The organism is Pseudomonas sp. A25(2017) (assembly GCF_002001065.1).
Lineage (GTDB): Bacteria > Pseudomonadota > Gammaproteobacteria > Pseudomonadales > Pseudomonadaceae > Aquipseudomonas > Aquipseudomonas kilonensis.
On record NZ_MUOA01000037.1, the window covers coordinates 43727 to 63865 of the forward strand.

A 20139-nucleotide genomic window follows, 5' to 3' on the forward strand; every position below is an offset into this window, starting at 1 on the left:
CCCACACGAGGCTGCTTATTTCCAGGTATGGATTGGCCACCCGGCCGATTCGGCATGGGCCTTCAATACCGGGTCCGGGTTCACCACATGCGGGTAATCGACCTTGAGCAGCAGCGGCAGGTCATTGCGCGAGTCGGAATAGAAACTTGCGCCTTCCAGGTTCTCTTCCTCGGCATCCAGCCAGTCCAGCAGCCGGGTGATCTTGCCTTCGCGGTAGGTCAGGGTGCCCACGGTCTGGCCGCTGTACACCCCATGGGTCACTTCAAGTTCGATCGCCAGGATCTCGTCGATACCCAGGCGTTCGGCAATTGGCTTGACCAAGTGCGTGCCCGAGGCCGAGATCACCAGGATCCGGTCACCGGCCTTGCGGTGTTCGGCGATGGTCTTGGTGGCGTCGCTGAAGATGATCGGTTCGATGAAGTCTTCCACCCACGGCGCCACCAGGTGCTCGATCTCCTCGGGGGTGCGACCGATCATCGGCTCCAGGCTGAAGTCCATGTACGCTTCCATGCGCAGCTTGCCGTGGCTGTAGGCGTCCATCAGCTCGTTGTTGCGCCGCATGAAGGACTCGGGATCAACCCAGCCCAGGCGTCCCATCTGTTCGCTCCAGAGGGTGGCGCAGTCGCCGTGGATCAGGGTTTCGTCCAGATCAAAAATTGCCAGGGCCATCAGCGCGTTTCCTTTTCAAAATCAGTTTCAAAATCAACAAAGCCGTCAGGCTACCTCACACAGCGCCGACGGATCGATGGAAAGTGACAACCGTGCGCCATCGGGGTGCAGGTCGGCGGCCGAACGATTGAGCACATCCACCACCAATTCCACGCCACGGGCCTCGACCCGGTAGCGAATCACGTTGCCCAGCAGACTGTGGCTGCGGATCAGCGCATCGGCCTCGCCATTGCGGCTCAGCTCGATGGCTTCCGGGCGGATGGCGATACGGCCACTCACCGGCCGTTGCAGCAGTTTGGTCGCGCTGTCGGCATCCAGCAGGTTGTAGTTGCCGATGAAACCGGCGGCAAAGACGTCGATTGGCGCTGTGTAAAGGGTTTCGGCATCGCCGCTTTGTACGATCTTTCCTTGGTTCATCAGGAAAATCCGGTCAGACATGGTCAGGGCTTCTTCCTGGTCGTGTGTGACGAAGATCGTGGTCAGGCCCAACTCACGCTGGATCTGTCGGATCTGTTCGCGCAGGTGCTTGCGAATCCGTGCATCCAGGGCCGACAGCGGCTCGTCCAGCAGCAACAGGCGCGGCCGGGTCACCAGGGAGCGGGCCAGGGCGACGCGCTGACATTGGCCGCCGGACAGTTGATGGGGGTAGCGCGCGGCAAAATCATGCAGCTCCACCAGGCGCAGGATCTCCAGCACACGCTGGCGGCTGTCCGCGGCGTCGACTTTTTGCATGCGCAGGCCGAAGGCGACGTTCTGCTCCACGGTCATGTTGGGGAACAAGGCGTAGCTCTGGAAGACCATGCCGATGCCGCGTTTCTGCGGGCTCAATGGGACGATGTCTTGCCCGTCGAGGATGATCTGGCCGGCATCCACCGCGGTCAGGCCGGCAATGCAGCGCAACAGCGTGGATTTGCCGCAACCGGAAGGGCCGAGGAGGGTGACGAATTCGCCCTTGCGGATCTCGCAATTGATGTCGCTGAACACCGGCGTACCGGCGTAGCTTTTTTGCAGGTGTTGGACACTGACGTAGCTCATTGGCTTTTGTCCTTGCTCAAGATGTTGGCCGCCCAGGTCAGGACCAGTACGAAGAGGAAGTAGGAAATCACCAGCGCACTGGTGAAGTGACCGCTGCTGTTGCGCATGTTGTTCAGGTACACCTGCAGGGTTTCATAGCGGGTGCCAACGAGGATGTTGGCAAACACGAATTCGCCGAACAGGAACGAGAAGGACAGCAGCAGCGCCACCATCAGGCCCTTGCGCAGGTTCGGCAGCACCACCAGGAACGCGGCCTGGAAGGTGCTGGCGCCGAGCAGTTGGGCGGCGTCCATCAGGTCGCGCAGGTTGATGGCTTGCAGGTTGTTGGTGATCGCCCGGTACATGAACGGCAGGGCGACGGTGAAGTAGCAGCCGATCAGGATCCACGGCGTACCGACCATCGCCAGCGGCCCGGAGCCGTAGAGTTGCAACAGCCCCACCGATGACACCACCGGCGGCACCGCGAAGGGCAGCAGGATGAGGATGTTCATCAGGGCGTCGAGCTTGGGGAAGTGGTAATGCACCACGAACAGCAACGGCAGGATCAGCACCACCGAAAGCACCAGCGCACCGACGCAAACCAGCAGCGATTGACCGAAGGCGTGGAGAAAACGCGGATCGCTCCACAACTGTACATACCATTTGAACGTGAAGCCGCTGGGCAGCACGGTGGCCGACCAACTGCTGGCGATGGAGTAGACGAGCGTGCCGGCCAGGGGCAGCAGCAGGATGGCGAACAGCAGGTACACCACCACCCGATGATAGAGCCCGACGGAGCCCGGTTCAGCGCGAGACATGGTAGCTCCTCTTGAGCAGCAACTGATGGACGATGGTGACCACGGTCATCAACGCCACCAATATCACGGCCAGGGCACTGGCCATGTTCGGGTCGAGGGAAATGTCGCCAGAGACCATGGCGGCGATGCGAATCGGCAGCACGTTGAAGTTGCCGGTGGTCAGCGCATAGACCGTGGCGTAGGCGCCGAGGGCGTTGGCCAGCAGGATCACGAAGGTGCCCAGCAGCGCCGGGGTCAGCACCGGCAAGCCAATGTGTCGCCAGAACTGCCAGCCGTTGGCGCCCAGCAGCTCGGCGGACTCGCGCCAGTCTTCGCGCAGGGCGTCGAAGGCCGGATAGAGCAGCAGCACGCCCAGGGGGATCTGGAAGTAGGTGTAGAGGATGATCAGCCCGGTTTTCGAGTACAGGTTGAAATCCTCGATGATCCCCGCCTGTTTGAGCATGATCGTGATGCTGCCGTTGAACCCGAGCAAAATGATGAAGGCGAAGGCCAGGGGCACGCCGGCGAAGTTGCTGGTCATGTTGGCGAAGGCGTTGACGAAGTTGCGCAGCCGCGAATCCACCCGGCGCAGGGAGTAGCTGCCCAGCACGGCGATGACGATGCCGAACACACTGGACCAGAAGCTGATCTCCAGGCTGTGCTGGATCGCTTGCAGGTAGAACTTGGAACTGAAGATCTTGCTGAAGTTGGCCAGGCCCCAGCCGAACTCTTCCGATTCCAGGCTGTTGACCAGCACCCAGAGCAGCGGGGCGATCTGGAACACGATGAAGAAAATCGCGAAGGGCACCAGGCACAACGCTGCCAGCCATTTGCCGCGCGTCATGGCGTTCACTTGAGTAACTCCTGGCAGTAGGGTTTGTCGTGGTCGACGCCGAGCAATTGGCAAATGGTGCCGCACAGTTCGGTCTGCCGGGGCGTGGCGGCGGGATCGAAACTGAAGCCGCTGCCCAGGACAAACAGCGGCACTTCCCGTTCTTCGGCCAGCAGGCCGTTATGGGAGCGATCGTTGTTCATGCCGTGGTCGGACGTCACCAGCACCTGGTAACCGGCGTCGAGCCAGGCTTGCAGGTAGACCGCCAGGTTGATGTCGGCGGAGCGGGCGCTGTTGCGGTATTGCGGGGTGTCGAGGCCGTGCTTGTGGCCGGCGTCGTCGATGTTCATCGGGTGCACCAGCAAAAAGTTCGGCAAGTAGCGCTGGCGCAGGTGTTCGGCGTCGGCGAACAGATGGGAATCGGGGTAATGGTCATTCCAATAGAAATGCCCGTGTTGAATCGGCAAGTCGAGGTTGTCGGTGTGACGATCGCGACCGGCCACGAAGGGCGAAACGTTGTAGAGCTCGCTGACCCAGTGATACGCCGCGGCCGCCGTACTCAAGCCGGCCTGGGTGGCGTAGTGGAAAATGCTGCGCTGGTTCGACAGGCGCGAGACGTTGTTGTGCACGATCCCGCTGTCGATGGGCACGACGCCGGTGAGGATGCATTCGTAGAGCGGACGGGACAGGGCGGGCAACTCACATTCCAGTTTGTAGAGGGCCGCGCGTCCTGCGCCGACGTAAGCCTGCAAATGCCCCATGGCATGCCGGGCGACCTCATGGTTGAGACCGTCGAGCACCACCAGGATGACGTTGTGCTTCATGGGTACCGGGACTCCGGGCAGATACCAGAAAACTCGAATCCCCCAAGCTCCACTGTAAGAGCAGGCCTGTGGGAGCAAAGCTTGCTCGCGATGCTGGCGATACGGTGCTACTTCAAGACCGTGTCATCGTTTATCGCGAGCAAGCTTTGCTCCCACAGGGACTGCTCCACAGTTGGGTGCCCAGTGGATATCCGAGCGGGAGCGACCGCCTTATTGCATGTTGATGATCACTTCTTCCTGCCACTTCTGCGGCAGTGCCTTGGAAGTCTTCTCCCAAGCATCCGCGTCCTTGATCGGGGTCACGCCTTTGTACTGCTCGTTCGGCAGCAGCTTGGCCTTGACCTCTTCCGGCAGGGTCAGGTGCTCGGCGCGGATCGGACGGGCGTTGCCCTTGGCCAGGTTGATCTGGCCGGCGTCGCTGAAGATGTACTCGCGGGCCAGCTTGGCGGCGTTCGGGTGCTTGGCGTATTTATTGATGATGGTGGTGTAGCCGGAGATGACCGAGCCGTCGGACGGAATCAGCACAACGTAGTCATCCGGGTTGGCCATCTTGGCCTTGTAGCTCAGGCCGTTGAAATCCCAGACCACGCCGACTTCGACTTCACCTTTTTCCATCGTGGCGATAGTCGGGTTGGCCATGGACAGGCGTCCTTGCTTGGCGATCTCGGCGAACATCAACAGTGCCGGCTGGACGTTCTTCTCGTCGCCACCATTGGCCAGGGCGGCTGCCAGCACGCCGTTGGCGGCTTGGGCAGCGGTGCTCACGTCACCGATGGAGACTTTGTATTTGCCGGTCTTCAGGTCCGCCCACTTGGTCGGTACTTCGGAGCCGTGCAGCAGCTTCTTGTTGACGATGAACGCGATGGTGCCGGTGTAGGCCAATGCCCAGTTGCCGTCCTTGTCCTTGGCCCAGGCAGGGACTTGTTCCCAGGTACTTGGCTTGTAGGGTTGGACCACGCCCTGCTTGACCGCGATCGGGCCGAACGCCGCACCGACGTCGCCGATGTCGGCGCTGGCGTTGTCTTTCTCGGCGGCGAACTTGGCGATTTCCTGCGCCGAGCTCATGTCGGTGTCGATGTGTTTCAGGCCGTAGAGCTTGGCCAAGTCGTCCCAGGTGCCTTTCCAGTTTGCCCAGTCATCGGGCATGCCGACGCTGTTCACGGCGCCTTCCGCTTTCGCAGCGGCTTCCAACGTTTTCAGATCGGTGTCAGCGGCCATGGCGGCGGTGCACATGGCAATGGTCGAGCCTAACAGTGATGCCAGGAAAAGCTGTTTCATCCGAAGCTCCTATGGGCGTTTTCAACGCTGCGATTGCGGTTGTGTTGGTCTAGGTCAGCAATACCTGAGCCAATGTAGGCGAGCCCTGTGACATTTTGATGTCGGTTCAGGATCTCCCGGGAAATGCCAGGCTCGTGGGGGTTGGCTGCGAATTAAGCGTAGACCATGGTTAAACAGCTGATCTGCAAGGACTTGGCCGTTAATTTGCACGCTTGCAAAACGACCGTTCGGCGGCTCTGTCATCTGCCAGTCATGTGCAGTGCCTAGGCTTGCTGGACCCAGAAACGGGTTGATGAACCGTCGATCTTGCCCCGAAACAGTGCTGGTCTAGTCCAGATAGGTAACGTTGATGCGCATCGATGCAACCAAAGCGGTGACAGCCATCGGACAGGTCCTGCAAGAGCAGCTCGACCACGGGTTGCTGGCGCCCGGCAGCAAATTGCCGGCCGAGCGCAAGCTCAGTGAGTTGTTCGGGACCACGCGCATTACCGTGCGTGAGGCGTTGTTGCAGCTCGAAGCCCAGGGGCAGATTTATCGGGAGGAGCGCCGGGGCTGGTTCGTCTCGCCGCCGCGCCTGGCCTACAACCTGATGCAGCGCAGCCATTTCCACGCCATGGTCGCGGCCCAAGGGCGTGTGCCTTCTACCCAAGTGATTTCGGCGCGTCTGCAACCCGCTTCGGCGGCGGTGTGCGCCTGGTTGCAGTTGCCGGCGTTGTCCAGCGTGATCCAGATCTGCCGCGTGCGGCGTATCGACGAGCGGCTGGTGCTGTACGTCGAGCACTACCTGAACCCGCAGTATTTTCCGGACATCTTGGGGTTCGACCTCAACCAGTCCATCACCGAGCTGTACGCCCGCCATTACGACCTGCACTACGGCCGGGTGAAGTTTGAAATCGTGCCCACCTCTCTACAGCCGGAAGCGGCAGCGGCGTTGAAGGTTTCGGTGGGCAGCCCCGGGCTTCGTATTGCACGGGTCAACTATGACCAGCATCAGCGGCTGATCGATTGCGACCTGGAGTTCTGGCGACACGATGCGATCCATGTCGGCGTGGATATGCCGGAGCAACCTGAGCCGGAACAATCGCCGACAGCCTGAGACAGGGTTAGAGCGACTCGTTGAGCTTGCTCAGGATCTTGATCACCACCGTGGCGAGGATCAACAACATGCCGATCCACATGGCAAAGACCCCGACGTTCTTGTCACGGAAGTTGAAGCCGATGGCCAGCAGGATCATGCCGGCAATGATGGGCACCAGCATGGCGTTGAACGAAGACATCGAGATCATGGCGACAGCCTTGTCGGGGAAGGATAAGGCCAGTCTAGTTGGGGTTTTGTCGGGGTGTGCTGATGTATGTCACATCGCCCTCATTCCCGAGGCAAACACTGTGTGGGAAGAAAACTGTGTGGGAAGAAAACTGTGTGGGAGCAAGCTGTGTGGGAGCAAAGCTTGCTCGCGATGAAGGCGACTCGGTCTTTCCAGAAATCGAGTCGCCTTCATCGCGGGCAAGCCTTGCTCCCACAGGGTTCATCATGCCTTCGGGGCGGCTATGGCAATTCGCGAGAGGCGTAGAACGCGCTCAGCACCTTCACCAGATGCGCCAGGTCATGGCTGCCGCACAGTTCGCGGATCGAATGCATGGCGAAGGTCGGCAGGCCGATGTCCACGGTACGCACGCCCAGCTGGCTGGCGGTGATCGGGCCGATGGTCGAACCGCAGCCCATGTCGCTGCGCACCACGAAGCTCTGCACCGGCACTTCTTCAGCCATGCACAGGTGGCGGAAGAACCCGGCGGTTTCGCTGTTGGTGGCGTAGCGCTGGTTGCTGTTGACCTTGATCACCGGGCCGGCGTTGAGCTTGGGGCCATGGTTGGCGTCGTGCTTGTCGGCATAGTTGGGATGCACGCCGTGGGCGTTGTCCGCTGAAACCAGCAGGGATTTCTGAATGGTGCGGACGAATTCTTCACCTTCAGGCAGCAGGCGACGCAGGGTCTGTTCCAGCATCGGACCGTCGGCGCCACAGGCCGAGCACGAGCCGACCTCCTCGTGATCGTTGCACACCAGCACGCAGGTTTCTTCGGTGTCGGCGTTCAGCAAGGCTTGCAGGCCGGCGTAGCACGACAGCAGGTTGTCCAGGCGCGCGCCGGCAATGAAATCGCCGTGCAGGCCAATGACCGCAGCGCTTTGCGTGTCATAGAAGCTCAACTCGTAATCGAGCACCACGTCGGCATTCAGGCCATGTTCGCGGGCCAGTTGATCGGTGAGCACAGCACGGAAGTCAACGCGTTCGTCACCGGCGAACTGGGCAAGGATCGGCGGCAGCTCATTCTGCGGGTTGATGGCCCAGCCCTGGTTGGCTTCGCGATTGAGGTGGATGGCCAGGTTCGGAATCGTGGCGATCGGCGCCTTGAAATCGATCAACTGGCTTTCGACCTTGCCGTCGCGACGGAAGGTCACGCGCCCGGCCAGGGACAGGTCGCGGTCGAACCACGGCGCCAGCAGCGCGCCGCCGTAGACTTCCACACCCAGTTGCCAGAACCCGTGGCGTTGCAGTTCCGGCTGCGGCTTGACCCGCAGGCAGGGGCTGTCGGTGTGGGCGCCGACCAGGCGGATGCCGTCGTGCAACGGGGAGTTGCGGCCGAGCTTGAAGGCGATGATCGAGGAGTCGTTGCGCGTGACGTAATAGCGACCGTTGGCCTCGGTGGCCCAGGTCTCGCGTTCGTCAAGACGCTGATAGCCTGCCGCCTCCAGGCGCTTGGCAAGGCTGGCGGTGGCGTGGAACGGGGTAGGGGAGGCCTTGAGAAAGTCGATCAGGCCCTGGTTCAACTCTGCGCGCATAAATAACTCCAGACAGCAATGGGCGGGAGTTTACCGTATTGGCAGCCCGCGTTGCAGAGCTGTTCTCCGTCATGGATTGTTGTGCGGCCTCGATATATCGATCAGCCCGAGGCCATGATTCGCTTGCGCAGGTGCGCCATGATCAACGTCTTGTCTTGAGCCTTGGATGGCTCCGGTAGGTGCTGCGGCCAATGCTCCAGTTGGCCGAACAGCTGTTGCCGGAGCTCCGGATTCAGCCGAAGAATCTCCCTTGATGCCGAATCCCACCAATGGTGCCGGCTAAGGTCGAAGTAAGGATTCTCTGGCGCCGCGCTGCCATACAACAGGTCGCGACCGATCTTGTTCAAGGCGCCGCGCTGACCGCGCAATTGCCATTTTATCTTCAGGCGCCGCCAGGTCGATGGGGATGGCCGGGTGCGTGGTACGTCATGGCTGCGCTCGACCAACTGCGCGCTGAAAGCCTCGCCGTGTTGGGCAAAGAAATGCGCATGCATGGTGTGGAAAAAGCGTTTCTCACCGAAGTAGTGATAAACGAATTTTTTGCTTTCTTTAACGGTCTTGGTGTGCAGCGCGAACGAAATCGCGATCTGTTCGATGGTATGGATGTCGAAGCCATCCTCGGTCCATTCATCGATCAGTCCGATGGCCTGGGCAAGCAGCGCAGCGTCGTTGTCGGTCACGCCGCATAGGCCGCTGTTGTAGAGATTGAAGCTACTGCTCGGAGTGATGCCGTGGGCGCGCAGGTGCGTCCCCAACGTTTGGTAACTCTCTCGCTTGCAGACGTAATCCCACTTGTATTCCAAGCGGTCCATCAGGTATTGCCCTGGCTCGATTTGCTTGAATAGCAGGTCGGGGTCGGCGAAAAATAGCGTGTCGGTGTCGACAAACAGGGTTTTTTCCGCCAGCTTCAGGCCTGACGCTATGGCACAGGCTTTGCGCCGATGTATGTAACCGTTGTTGCCTTGCCACTCGCTTAGCAGTTGGGGAGACAGCGCGAGTGTCTCGACCGGCCAGCCCAGGTAATCCTCAGGCCGGTCGGTCAGGATCCTGATGCTGGGAAGGGTGGATGGATTACCATGAGCAAGGGCCGTCAGGATACTGAACTTGGCCTCCTGACGATAAACGTCCTTGTCGCCGTAAATCAGATACAGCATCTGATGACGAACTTTTTTGACGGGTGTTCCCTGAAAATTAATAACCTGCATGTGAAGCCTTTATCTCCAGACAGCAATGGCCGGGAGTCTACCCTATCAATTAACGACATTGCAGGACCAATGCCGCGCCCCGGATGGGTCAGCCGAGCATAAGCCGGCCTTGCAAAAAAACCTCACGACGTTCCTTGCGGCCCAGGTGACTGTGCTTGCTGACTTGGTACACCTCGTTGAAGTTATCCATCGACACCGTTGGCTTCTGCCTGAGAAATTCCCTCACCAGGCTGTCATAACGGGCTTCGGTGATTAGCTTGTAAATCTCACGGTGATAAAGGAAGCCGAGCTGGAAGCCAAGTGTTTCACTGAGGTATGGCGTCGACCGTGAGAAGCAATTCTCAAAATCGATGGCCTTGAGTGGCCCTTTTCCATCAGTAGGCTGCATGAGGTTGCCCACCCAGAAATCCATGTGGCTGATGTTCCTGCTCGTTAGAGAATCCAGAAGTTGGAAAGCTTTTCGGATGAATGTTTCGATTTGCCCGGGGTGTTCGGCCAACCATTTCTTGCCGTCTATGTGGTCTTCCAGCAACTGGGTAATAAGGAAGTAATCCTGAGCCAGGCCCAGTCCACTCCTTGTGTAGCCAAACCCCAGCAGCGCCGACGTCTCAATGCCTCGTTCCTCGGCATGCAGCATGTTCTGCAATTCTTCCAATGGCCAGTCGAAGCGTCCGTTGCGCTGGGGCGTACCCAAGGTGATGCGAACTTTGCTTTTAAAGCTGTCCAGGCGCTGTACCTTGGCGAACAATGATTGCTCGCTGCCTGGGATGATCGCTGTCGTGCGCGTCTCGGCACACTTGCGGCGATTGGTGATCAACTGCCGCAGCGAGTGCTCGATGTGGTGACAAGGTTTTTGCCGAAAATGTAGATCGGTATTCAAAAAACGAAAGGTGAAAGGGTAGTTCTGCTGAAGCATCGCGAGGTATGGCACGGGCGTCCTGCCTGAGTGAGAAGTAGCATCATTCTAAATTCTTAATTCCAAGTGTAAATTTTTTACTGTTTTTTGTAGGAAATTTTACAGCCCAAGGCTTGTTCGTTGATTCCATAGAGCCGCTTGAGACGTCAGCCTAAAACGGCGCAGGGCACTCGAAGCGCAGGCGCTCACCGCTTTGCGGATGGGTGAAGCTCAGCATGCTGGCGTGCAGGCACAGGCGCGGCCAGGCAGCGAGGGCCTGCGGGTGGGCGTAGAGCCCGTCGCCCAGCAACGGATGACCGATGGACAGCATGTGCACGCGCAATTGATGCGAGCGCCCGGTAATCGGCGTGAGTTCGACCCGGCACCAATCGCCGCAACGTTCCAGCACGCGCCAGAAGGTCAGGGCGTGTTTGCCCTGTTCGTGGTCCACCACGTGCCGAGGTTTGGTCGGCGGGTCGTAGCGCAAGGGCAGGTCGATGCTGCCGCTGTCCAGTTCCGGTTGGCCCCAGCACAGCGCCGTGTAGGCCTTTTCGGTTTCGCGATCATGAAACTGCCGGGACAGTTCGCGATGGGTGTCCGGGTCGCGGGCCAACAGGATGATGCCGGAGGTTTCCCAGTCCAGTCGGTGCACGATTCGCGCTTCCGGATAGCCGTTTTCCTGCAGACGGGTGATCAGGCAGTCCTTGTTGTCGTCGGCCCGGCCGGGCACGGAGAGCAACAGGGTCGGCTTGTCGACCACCAGGACAGCGGCGTCCTGATGAATGATGCGGATGTTGGACAGGGGCATTGAAAACAGTCTCGTTACAAACGCCAACGGCGGCTCGGGCCTGTCGTCCTATATGTAGGAGCTGGCGAAGCCTGCGATCTTTTCCGAGCTTCCTTGAGTTCAAGTCAAGATCAAAAGATCGCAGGCTTCGTCAGCTCCTACACAAGGGCGCTGAGCCCGAGCCGCCGTGGCTACCGCAGGATCTATCAGCGATCCGGCAGGGTGATGTTGAGTTCCAGGATCGAGCAGCTGCCCTGGCTTTCCAGTGCCACATGCACGTCATCGCTACCGATGTTGACGTATTTGCGGATCACTTCCACCAGTTCCTTCTGCAAGGCCGGCAGGTAGTCAGGGGTGCTGCGTTGGCCGCGTTCGTGCGCCACGATGATCTGTAGACGCTCTTTCGCGACCGAGGCGGTACTGGGCTTTTTGTTGGCACGAAAGAAGTCAAAAAGGTTCATTACCTACCTCCAAACAGGCGCTCGAAGAAACCCTTCTTCGTTACATCGAGGAAACGATGCTCCACGGTTTTGCCCAGCAGGCGATCAACGGCATCGCTGTATGCCTGGCCGGCATCGCTCTGGTCGTCGAGAATCACCGGCACGCCAGAGTTGGAAGCCTTGAGTACCGCTTGGGATTCCGGAATGACACCCAGCAGGGTGACGGCGAGGATTTCCTTGACGTCTTCGACGCCGAGCATTTCGCCATCGCTGACCCGTTGCGGGTTGTAGCGGGTCAGCAGCAGGTGTTCCTTGATCGGCTCTTCGCCCTTCTCGGCACGACGGGATTTGCTCGCCAGCAGGCCCAGCATGCGGTCGGAGTCACGGACCGATGACACTTCCGGGTTGGTCACGACAATCGCTTCGTCAGCGAAGTACATGGCCAGGTGGGCACCTTTCTCGATACCGGCCGGGGAGTCGCACACCACGAACTCGAAGTCTTCCTTGAGTTGCATCAGCACTTTTTCCACGCCTTCCTGGGTCAGCGCGTCTTTGTCGCGGGTCTGACTGGCGGCCAGCACGTAGAGGTTCTCAAGGCGCTTGTCCTTGATCAGGGCTTGTTGCAGGTTCGCTTCGCCATTGACTACGTTGACGAAGTCATAGACCACGCGACGCTCGCACCCCATGATCAGGTCCAGGTTACGCAGGCCGACGTCGAAGTCGACGATGACTGTCTTGTGGCCGCGCAGAGCGAGGCCGGTACCGATAGCGGCGCTGGTGGTGGTCTTACCCACACCACCCTTGCCGGATGTAACCACGAGAATCTTGGCCAAGGTGTTTCACCCCTAAGGAAAAAGGACTTTGTCAGTCCCTGAAAAACATCTCTGGAAAACGGCTGCAATTGGACAGGCTTGGCTGGAATCGGATGTCGGGCGGGGTTTACCTCCGGTAAACACTGCCTGATCCTTTTTCCTACGTCGTTTAAGCCGTTTTCGCTCGTTTTAGAGATGCTTGGAAAATGCGGCAGTATCCGTTAAAGCCGAATGATGTTCAACACGTCGCCCGACAGGCTGATCTGAACGCCGGCCCCCCACAACGGATCGCGGCGCAAATCCTCGGAGACCTTGTACTGTCCGGCGATGGAGACCAGTTCAGCGCTCAATTGCTGACAGAAGATCCTGGCTTTCGTATCCCCCTTGACGCCGGCCAGCGCTCGACCGCGCATCGGGCCGTATACATGGATGTTGCCATCGGCCAGAAGTTCCGCCCCCGGACTGACCGAGGACACGATGACCAGATCGCCACCCTGGGCATAGATCTGCTGCCCGCCGCGCACTGGCGAAGTGATGACGCGCGTCGGCCTGATGGTGGGCTCCGGTGGTTTTTCCGGGGCTTTCTTCGCTTCGACCGGGCTCAGCTCAAGCACGCGCTCCCGGGCGCCTGACGGCGGCAGCACCGGAATGTCCACGGCGATGGCGGCGGCGATGTCTTCGATGCGGCTGGCACGGATCGCCAGCGTGCGCAGACCGTGCTGGCGGCAAACGCGCATCAGGCCTGGCAGATCCACCGCGCCTTCGCCGGCCGGCAGTTTGTCCAGGGCCAGCACCAGTGGGGCGTTGCTGAAAAAATTCGGGGCCTGGGCGACTTTCGCCGCCAGTTGCCGGTCAAGGCTTTCCAGGTCGTTGCGGGCCAGCTCCAGCACCGTAATGGCGAGCATGCTGCCCTTCAGCTGGAACACGGGATCTTGGTCTAGCGGTTCGGTTTGGCTCATGGTCGGCGTACAACGGCTTGTCACTAAAAGTGCCGAGACTTATAACGAGATCGTCCGCCAGCCGCAACCCGGGTCGAACAATGTAGAATGCGCGGCCCATGTCTTAATGGAAGCTGTAATGGATCGCCCGCGTTTTCGAACTGCATTTTTTCATCCGCGTTTCTGGCTGCTGTGGTGCGGCCTGGGGCTGTTGTGGCTGATCGTCCAGTTGCCTTATCCGTTACTGCTGCGGGTCGGACGTGCATTGGGTGCGCTGATGTACCGGGTGGCCGGCGACCGACGGCGCATCGCCCGTCGCAACCTGGAACTGTGTTTCCCGCAAAAGTCCGCTGCCGAGCGCAAGCGGCTGCTCAAGGATAACTTTGCCTCCACCGGCATCGCCTTTTTCGAAATGGCGATGAGTTGGTGGTGGTCGCGTTCGCGGCTGGCGAAGCTGGCCCATGTCGAAGGGCTGGAGCACCTCAAGCAGGCCCAGCGCGAGGGCAAGGGCGTGATCCTGATGGCGCTGCATTTCACCACGCTGGAAATCGGCGCGGCCTTGCTCGGCCAGCAGCACACCATCGACGGCATGTACCGCGAGCACAAGAACCCGCTGTTCGACTACATCCAGCGCCGGGGCCGCGAGCGGCATAACCTCGATTCCCTGGCGGTGGAGCGTGACGACGTGCGCGGCATGCTCAAGCTGCTGCGGGCCGGGCGGGCGATCTGGTATGCGCCGGACCAGGATTACGGCGCCAAGCAAAGCGTGTTCGTACCGCTGTTCGGCGTCCAGGCCGCGACGGTCACCGCTACCAGCAAGTTCGCCCGCCTGGGCAAGGCGCTGGTGGTGCCCTTCATTCAGGAACGCCTGGCCGACGGCAGTGGTTATCGCCTGGTGATCCAGGCGCCGCTGACGGATTTCCCAGGCGAGACCGAGGAAGCCGATTGCATCCGCATCAACCAGTGGGTCGAGCAGTCGGTGAGTGATTGTCCCGAGCAATACCTTTGGGCGCATCGGCGCTTCAAGAGCCGTCCGCCGGGCGAGCCCAAGCTGTACGACAAGCGCGGTTGAGCCAGCAGTCCGCCATTTTTCAGCAGCACCTTGAGCACGGAGCATTGCGATGACCCCAGCTGAACCGGTTACAGGATTGATTCTTTCCGGCGGCGGGGCTCGAGCGGCGTATCAGGTAGGCGTACTGGCGGCCATCGCCGAATTGTTGCCGGACGGGGCGCGAAATCCGTTTCCGGTGATCGTCGGCACGTCGGCGGGGGCGATCAACGCGGTCAGCCTGGCGAGCGGGGCGATGGACTTCAAGACCGCCATCGAGCGGCTGACGGCGTTCTGGCAAACGGTGCGCAGCCATCAGGTCATGCGCAGCGACTGGCGGGGCGTTATTGCCCAGGCCAGGCGTTTCATCATTCATAGCCTGCTGGGCCTGGGGCCCAAGTTGCCGGTGGCGCTGATCGACAGTTCGCCGTTGCGCGAACTGCTCCAGGCCCAATTCCATGCCTCGGGCATCGAGCAGGCCATCGCCGAGCAGCAATTGCGGGCAGTGGCGGTGACGGCGTTCGGTTATGAGTCCGGCCAGGCCGTCACCTTCTATCAGGGGCGCGGGACCATTGATGCCTGGCTGCGCCACCGGCGTATTGGTGTGCCGACGCAGTTGTCGGTGGAGCACCTGTTGGCCAGCTCGGCGATTCCGTTGCTGTTCGCGCCGGTCAGGATCGGCCCGCAATACTTCGGTGACGGCGCGGTGCGGCAGTCGGCGCCCATCAGCCCGGCGTTGCACCTGGGGGCCAATCGCGTGCTGGTGATCGGCGTCAGCGGCAACCCCCGTGGCGCCGGCGGGCAGGATCCCTCCGAGCGCAGCTACACCGGTCTGCAACCGACCTTGGCGCAGATCGGCGGCCATATGCTCAACAGCACGTTCATTGACAGCCTGGAAAGCGACATCGAGTTGCTTGAGCGCCTGAACGGTTTCAGTCACCTGTTGCCTGATGACGTACCGGCCCACGCCCTCGGCGCGGCACCAGTAGATGTGCTGGTGATCTCACCCAGCCAGCCGATCGACGAAATCGCCGCCCGCCATCGCCAGGAACTGCCCCGTGCGTTGCGGTTATTCTTGCGCGGGCCGGGCGCGACCAAGACCAGCGGTGCGGGGGTGCTGAGTTATCTGTTGTTCGAGGCGGGGTATTGCAGCGAACTGATCGAGCTGGGACGCCAGGATGCGTTGGCGCAGCGTGAGGCGTTGAGTCGGTTTTTGGGGTTGGCTTAGGAGTGATGTCAGCAGGTTCACCGCAATCGCGAGCAGGCTCGCTCCCACAGTAGATCTTCAGTGGACACAAAATCTGTGTACGACATAAATCTACTGTGGGAGCGAGCCTGCTCGCGATGACGGCGGCACATCCAGCATCGACTCAGGCTGACCCACCGCTATCGCGAGCAAGCCCGCTCCCACAAAAGCTGTGCGGTGACTTCTGGATCCCAATGAATCAGATCAGAAATGGTACTTCAGCAAGAAGCTGGTATTGCTCTGGTTGGTCTTGAACCCGTCGCTGTCTTCGATCCCGTACTTGTTCTTCCAGTAGTCATACTCCACACCCACATACAACTGCTTGGCGCCGAGCTTCAACGCCTTGCCCAGGTCATATTTGATCTGCGGGTTGATGTGCAGGTTGGCGTGGTAGGTGCCCTTGGAGTTGGTGTCGTTGTCCACCACCCAGTCGATGAAACCGTCGATCAGGATGTCGGATGAACCCACCGGGAGGGTGTAGGCCCAGGTCGGGGTGATCTGCCAGACGTTGTCGCCGGCGCGTGGGCCTTCGGTCTGGCGGTTGTAGAAGTTCAGCTGGAAGTAGTCGAAGCCGGGAATTGCCAGGTCGAAGCCCGGGCCGATCAGGTAGGACTCGTTGTCGCCTTCGCCGAACTCATACGTCATGGCCAGCAGCACATCCTTGATCGGGCCCAGCTCCAGCTTCTGGTCGAAGATCTTGCCGAACGACAGGCGTGGGCTGAACTCGCCGTAGTAGGTGTTCGGGCCGGACTGGCTGTCGTCCTGGCCATTATAGAAGATCCGATCGAGGAAGAAGAAGTTGTCCCCGTATTTCCAGGCGTCGGCGTGTTCGAAGGTCACGGTCTGCTGGATGCGCGGGTTGACCTGGAAATCCTTGCCGTACAGGTAGGTGAGACTGTTGTTCTGCCACTGGAACAGGTCATCGGCCATCGCTTGGCCCCCGGCCAGCAAGGATCCCGCGAGTATCAGGCTGGTGCACGTACGTTTCATTCGGTTTGCTCCCAAAGGTAAGTGGTACCGCTTTTTTTTCAGGTCAGCGCTCTGGTGTGGCGCCTTTTTCCATGGATGAAAAAACATCCGTTCGGTCAGCTTTTTGAGCGTGGCGAATGCTGATAGCAAGAGCTGAGCCAAGGCCGGGGGAAACCCGGAAAAAGACTCATCCAGCTGTTTGGAACAGTCGAAAGAGATGTGTTCAGAAGGGCGCTTATTCTATCCGCCGACGCCTGGATAAGTTGGCGGGGCGGTCAAGATCGGAGGGGGTTTTTGTGTCGGCCGGTTTCGAACGGCCGCGCAGGGTGCGGGCTTGCACCACAGGCCTCAAGTGCCCTGCAACGGCGCATGCGCGGCGAATTTGGGGCGTGATGGAGGGGCTGGGTCATCGGGTGCTTTCCTCTTGTTTTTATTGTTGAGGCGCAGGCAGTCGCTGACGGGCGGCCGGTGGTGAGCCGGTCGGCCTGTCAGCGGTATGACATGTGACGCTATTGGCGCGCGAGGTTCAGTTGGTCCGCGCGCCCTGGTTGATCCACGCGCCGATCAGATCGCGTTCCTGCTGGGTCATCTGGGTGATGTTGCCCAATGGCATGATCTGGCTGGTGACGGCCTGGGCCTGGATGCGCGCGGCCTGTTGCTGGATCTGCTGCGGGGTGTCGAACATCACTCCACCTGGCGCGGCGCTGAACAACGGGCTGGTGGGCTTGGCCGAATGGCAGACCGAGCAGCGTTCCTGGATCACGCTGTGGACCTTCTCGAACGAAGGGCCCTGGGCGTTGGCGGCCTGGGTGGGCGCCGCTGTCGGTGCGGCGGGGGCCGGCGCCGGTTTCGCGCCACCCCCCACTGCCGTTTCCGGCAACGGTTGGTACTCGATCACGCCGGCTGCCTTGGCCACCTCCGGTGTGGTGGGCATGGGCTTGGGCCCTGTGACATACGCCAGGCAGATCATCGCCAGGGCACCGACCGGCAGCGTCCAGGCAAACCGGTTGCTGTCATGGCGCGTGTTGAAGTAGTGGCGCACCAGCACCGCCGCCACGGCGATCCCGGCCAGGATCAGCCAGTTGTACTGGCTGCCGTAGGTGCTCGGGAAATGGTTGCTGATCATGATGAACAGCACTGGCAGGGTGAAGTAGTTGTTGTGGCGCGAACGCAACAAACCCTTGGCCGGCAGTGCAGGATCGGGCGTGCGATTCTCGGCGATGGCCGCCACCAGCGCACGCTGGGCCGGCATGATGATGCGGAACACGTTGCCGACCATGATCGTCCCGATGACCGCCCCGACGTGCAGGTAGGCGCCGCGACCGCTGAACACCTTGCTGAACCCGTAGGCCGCGGCGATCAACAGTACGAACAGGATCACGCCGAGCAGGGCAGGGCGCTTGCCCAGGGCTGAGTCGCAAAGAAAGGAATAGACGAACCAGCCGACGAGCAACGAACCGAGGCCCAGGGCGACGCCTTCGGGACCACTCAGGCTGCTGCCGGGAGCCAGCAGGTAGACGGTCGGGTTCCAATAGAACACCACGCACAACAGCGCGATGCCCGACATCCAGGTGAAGTAGGCTTCCCACTTGAACCAGTGCAGGTTGTCCGGCATGGACGGTGGCGCGAGTTTGTATTTTTCCAGGTGGTAGATGCCGCCGCCGTGGATGGCCCACAGGTCGCCGGCCAGGCCGCTCTTGGGGTTGACGCGATTGAGGTTGTTTTCCAGCCAGACGAAGTAGAACGACGCGCCGATCCAGGCCACGCCAGTGATCATGTGAACCCAGCGTACGCTCAGGTTCAGCCATTCCAGCATATGTGCTTCCACAGTCTTTACCTCTCGCCCGTCACGCTTGTTTTCGCGTGATCGGACCTTCTCTTATTGGTGGGGGGCGAGGATCAAATACTCATCCTCTTTGAAAAAATGCTCATCGCAGTTATTGCCTGTGCCACTGCGATCAACCACCAGGAAGTCATCCCGCTTTTCGATCGTCAGCACCGGGTGGTGCCAGACGCCGCGATGGTAATTAATGCCCTGCCTGCCGTTGGTGACGAAGGCGCGGACCAAGCCTGATACAGGTGCATCGCCAAGTGGCGCGACCACGATCAGAAAGGGGTTGCCGAGCAGCGGAATGAAGGCCTGGCTGCCCAGCGGATGGCGCTCCAGCATGCGTACGGTCAGCGGCATGTCCAGCGCGTCGGCGCGGAAAATGCTGATGATCGCCTTGTCGTCCGGCGTGGCGGTTTCCACCGTCGCCAGGCGATGGAAGCGCATGGTCGAACCGTTGTTGATCATGAAGTGATCGCTGCCGTCGGTTTCGATCACGTCACCGAACGGGGCGAAGGCTTCTTTGGTCAACGGTTCGATCTTGAGTGTGCGCATGCTGGTCTTCTTATCCAAAAATTCTGTGTTGTTTGTTCTGGCGCCTTCGCGAGCAAGCCCGCTCCCACATTTGGAATGCATTCCCCTGTGGGAGCGGGCTTGCTCGCGAAGGGCGCGCCGCTTACTTCGCTACCTTACCGAGCACCCGCAGGCGACTCACGCCACCATCCGGGAACACGTTCAGGCGGATGTGGGTGATCGGCCCCAGGGCCTTGATCTGCTCGGCGAAGGTATGTTCGGCGTGCATTTCCAGTTTCTGGCTGGGCAGCAGCTCGCGCCAGAACAGCGACTGGGTTTCGATCTGGCTGTCGGTGCCGCCCTTGACGAACGCGCCCTGGATCGAGCAGCTGTCGGGGTAGTTGCCCTTGAAGTGCAGGGTGTCGACGATGACTTTCTCGACTTCGCCGGCATGGCCCAGGGCGATGATGACCCAGTCATTGCCCGGGGTGCGACGACGGGCGGTTTCCCAGCCGTCGCCCATGTTCACGCCACGACCCGGGTTGAGAATGTTGCTCATGCGGCCGAAGTGTTCGTCGGAACAGGCCAGGGCACGGCCACCATTGAGGGCTGCGGCCAGGTCGAGCTGTTCGTTGTCGCCCACGGCCGACCAGTCGCGGTACGGAATGCCGTAGACCCGCAACCGGGCCACGCCGCCATCGGGGTAGATATTGAAACGCAGGTGGCTGAAGGCCTGGTCGTTGTTGATTTCGTGATAGTGGTGGCTGTTGCCTTGCAACTCGACGGCCGACAGCACTTCAGTCCACTGGGTGTTTTCGTCTGGCTCGCCTTCTGTCAGGAAGCAGGCTTCCAGGGAGGCCGACGGTGGGTAGTTACCGGTGAAGAATGAGGTGTCGATGTCCACGCCTTTGATCGAGCCGGCCACACCCAGGCGGATCACCGCGCTGTCGTAGCCTTCGAAGCGCTTGCGCCGCGATTCCCAGCCGTCCATCCACTTGCCGTTGTCATCGAACACGCCCTCCTTCCATACGGCTGGGGTCGGTTGGAACAAACGGTTGGCGTCGGCGAACCAGTCATCGGTGACCGAAATGATCTTGGTGCCGAGGCGGGCGTCGGCCAGGTTGACGAACTTCTCGAAAGGTACGGCGTAAGCTTTCATTCTTCTTGTCTGCCTTTAAATAGGTTGGCTGGGGATGCTTGCAGGACCT

General features: G+C 60.4%; 21 protein-coding genes. 3 read left to right on the plus strand and 18 right to left on the minus strand.

Features of this window, described 5'->3' with window-relative positions; translation table 11 throughout:
• Positions 1 to 15: 15 nt before the first annotated feature.
• The 6 genes from B0E42_RS02975 to B0E42_RS03000 all read right to left on the minus strand — a co-directional run bounded on the left by B0E42_RS02975 (position 16) and on the right by B0E42_RS03000 (position 5414).
• A complete protein-coding gene (locus B0E42_RS02975; protein WP_014339694.1) occupies positions 16 to 669 on the minus strand; it encodes an HAD family phosphatase in 654 nt (217 codons plus the stop codon).
• A gap of 45 nt (positions 670 to 714) precedes the next feature.
• Complete coding sequence (locus B0E42_RS02980; RefSeq protein WP_018612462.1) at positions 715 to 1704, minus strand: ABC transporter ATP-binding protein; 990 nt, start codon at positions 1702 to 1704, stop codon at positions 715 to 717.
• Complete coding sequence (locus B0E42_RS02985) at positions 1701 to 2501, minus strand: ABC transporter permease (RefSeq protein ID WP_018612464.1); 801 nt, start codon at positions 2499 to 2501, stop codon at positions 1701 to 1703. The genes B0E42_RS02980 and B0E42_RS02985 overlap by 4 nt, the downstream gene beginning before the upstream one ends.
• Positions 2488 to 3324 carry an ABC transporter permease subunit gene (locus tag B0E42_RS02990; RefSeq protein ID WP_161798371.1) on the minus strand — a complete coding sequence of 279 codons (837 nt, stop codon included), beginning with the start codon at positions 3322 to 3324 and terminating at the stop codon, positions 2488 to 2490. Before B0E42_RS02990 ends, B0E42_RS02985 begins: the two co-directional genes overlap by 14 nt.
• A gap of 5 nt (positions 3325 to 3329) precedes the next feature.
• Positions 3330 to 4136 carry an alkaline phosphatase family protein gene (locus B0E42_RS02995; protein ID WP_077505607.1) on the minus strand — a complete coding sequence of 269 codons (807 nt, stop codon included), beginning with the start codon at positions 4134 to 4136 and terminating at the stop codon, positions 3330 to 3332.
• Positions 4137 to 4346: 210 nt separating this feature from the next.
• Positions 4347 to 5414, minus strand: coding sequence for an ABC transporter substrate-binding protein (locus tag B0E42_RS03000; protein WP_024618498.1), 1068 nt, complete (start codon positions 5412 to 5414; stop codon positions 4347 to 4349).
• A 349-nt stretch (positions 5415 to 5763) separates the two neighbouring features.
• On the opposite strand from B0E42_RS03000, the gene B0E42_RS03005 reads away from it, so the two are divergent.
• Entirely contained in the window at positions 5764 to 6510 is a 747-nt protein-coding gene (locus B0E42_RS03005) for a UTRA domain-containing protein (RefSeq protein ID WP_077505609.1), read from the plus strand.
• 7 nt (positions 6511 to 6517) lie between these two features.
• Here B0E42_RS03005 and B0E42_RS03010 read toward each other — a convergent pair whose 3' ends face one another.
• The 8 genes from B0E42_RS03010 to minC form a co-directional block, all read right to left on the minus strand.
• Positions 6518 to 6700, minus strand: a complete 183-nt coding sequence (locus B0E42_RS03010) for a hypothetical protein (RefSeq protein WP_014339687.1) — start codon at positions 6698 to 6700, stop codon at positions 6518 to 6520.
• Positions 6701 to 6960: 260 nt separating this feature from the next.
• Positions 6961 to 8250: a M18 family aminopeptidase gene (locus tag B0E42_RS03015; protein ID WP_014339686.1), complete on the minus strand. Its 1290-nt coding sequence runs from the start codon at positions 8248 to 8250 to the stop codon at positions 6961 to 6963.
• Positions 8251 to 8351: 101 nt separating this feature from the next.
• Positions 8352 to 9455 carry a hypothetical protein gene (locus B0E42_RS03020; RefSeq protein ID WP_033062870.1) on the minus strand — a complete coding sequence of 368 codons (1104 nt, stop codon included), beginning with the start codon at positions 9453 to 9455 and terminating at the stop codon, positions 8352 to 8354.
• Between the two features lie 88 nt (positions 9456 to 9543).
• Positions 9544 to 10386, minus strand: coding sequence for a hypothetical protein (locus B0E42_RS03025; protein WP_256211748.1), 843 nt, complete (start codon positions 10384 to 10386; stop codon positions 9544 to 9546).
• 136 nt (positions 10387 to 10522) lie between these two features.
• Positions 10523 to 11158: an RluA family pseudouridine synthase gene (locus tag B0E42_RS03030; RefSeq protein WP_018612476.1), complete on the minus strand. Its 636-nt coding sequence runs from the start codon at positions 11156 to 11158 to the stop codon at positions 10523 to 10525.
• Between the two features lie 185 nt (positions 11159 to 11343).
• The gene (minE, locus tag B0E42_RS03035; RefSeq protein ID WP_003179111.1) at positions 11344 to 11598 is read right to left on the minus strand and encodes a cell division topological specificity factor MinE; all 255 of its coding nucleotides are present in this window, start codon (positions 11596 to 11598) and stop codon (positions 11344 to 11346) included.
• Positions 11598 to 12410 carry a septum site-determining protein MinD gene (minD, locus tag B0E42_RS03040; RefSeq protein WP_003179114.1) on the minus strand — a complete coding sequence of 271 codons (813 nt, stop codon included), beginning with the start codon at positions 12408 to 12410 and terminating at the stop codon, positions 11598 to 11600. The genes minE and minD overlap by 1 nt, the downstream gene beginning before the upstream one ends.
• 200 nt (positions 12411 to 12610) lie before the next feature.
• A complete protein-coding gene (gene minC, locus B0E42_RS03045; RefSeq protein WP_024618502.1) occupies positions 12611 to 13348 on the minus strand; it encodes a septum site-determining protein MinC in 738 nt (245 codons plus the stop codon).
• 118 nt (positions 13349 to 13466) lie between these two features.
• On the opposite strand from minC, the gene B0E42_RS03050 reads away from it, so the two are divergent.
• Entirely contained in the window at positions 13467 to 14399 is a 933-nt protein-coding gene (locus B0E42_RS03050; RefSeq protein WP_053182339.1) for a lipid A biosynthesis lauroyl acyltransferase, read from the plus strand.
• 49 nt (positions 14400 to 14448) lie between these two features.
• Positions 14449 to 15603: a patatin-like phospholipase family protein gene (locus tag B0E42_RS03055; protein ID WP_053182335.1), complete on the plus strand. Its 1155-nt coding sequence runs from the start codon at positions 14449 to 14451 to the stop codon at positions 15601 to 15603.
• Between the two features lie 222 nt (positions 15604 to 15825).
• Here B0E42_RS03055 and B0E42_RS03060 read toward each other — a convergent pair whose 3' ends face one another.
• The 4 genes from B0E42_RS03060 to alc form a co-directional block, all read right to left on the minus strand.
• Positions 15826 to 16611 carry an outer membrane protein OmpK gene (locus B0E42_RS03060; RefSeq protein WP_018612491.1) on the minus strand — a complete coding sequence of 262 codons (786 nt, stop codon included), beginning with the start codon at positions 16609 to 16611 and terminating at the stop codon, positions 15826 to 15828.
• A 505-nt stretch (positions 16612 to 17116) separates the two neighbouring features.
• Complete coding sequence (locus B0E42_RS03065; protein WP_033062871.1) at positions 17117 to 18418, minus strand: urate hydroxylase PuuD; 1302 nt, start codon at positions 18416 to 18418, stop codon at positions 17117 to 17119.
• A gap of 51 nt (positions 18419 to 18469) precedes the next feature.
• Positions 18470 to 18973, minus strand: a complete 504-nt coding sequence (locus B0E42_RS03070) for an ureidoglycolate lyase (RefSeq protein ID WP_024618504.1) — start codon at positions 18971 to 18973, stop codon at positions 18470 to 18472.
• A gap of 121 nt (positions 18974 to 19094) precedes the next feature.
• Positions 19095 to 20090, minus strand: a complete 996-nt coding sequence (gene alc / locus B0E42_RS03075) for an allantoicase (protein WP_018612497.1) — start codon at positions 20088 to 20090, stop codon at positions 19095 to 19097.
• Between the last annotated feature and the right edge of the window lie 49 nt (positions 20091 to 20139).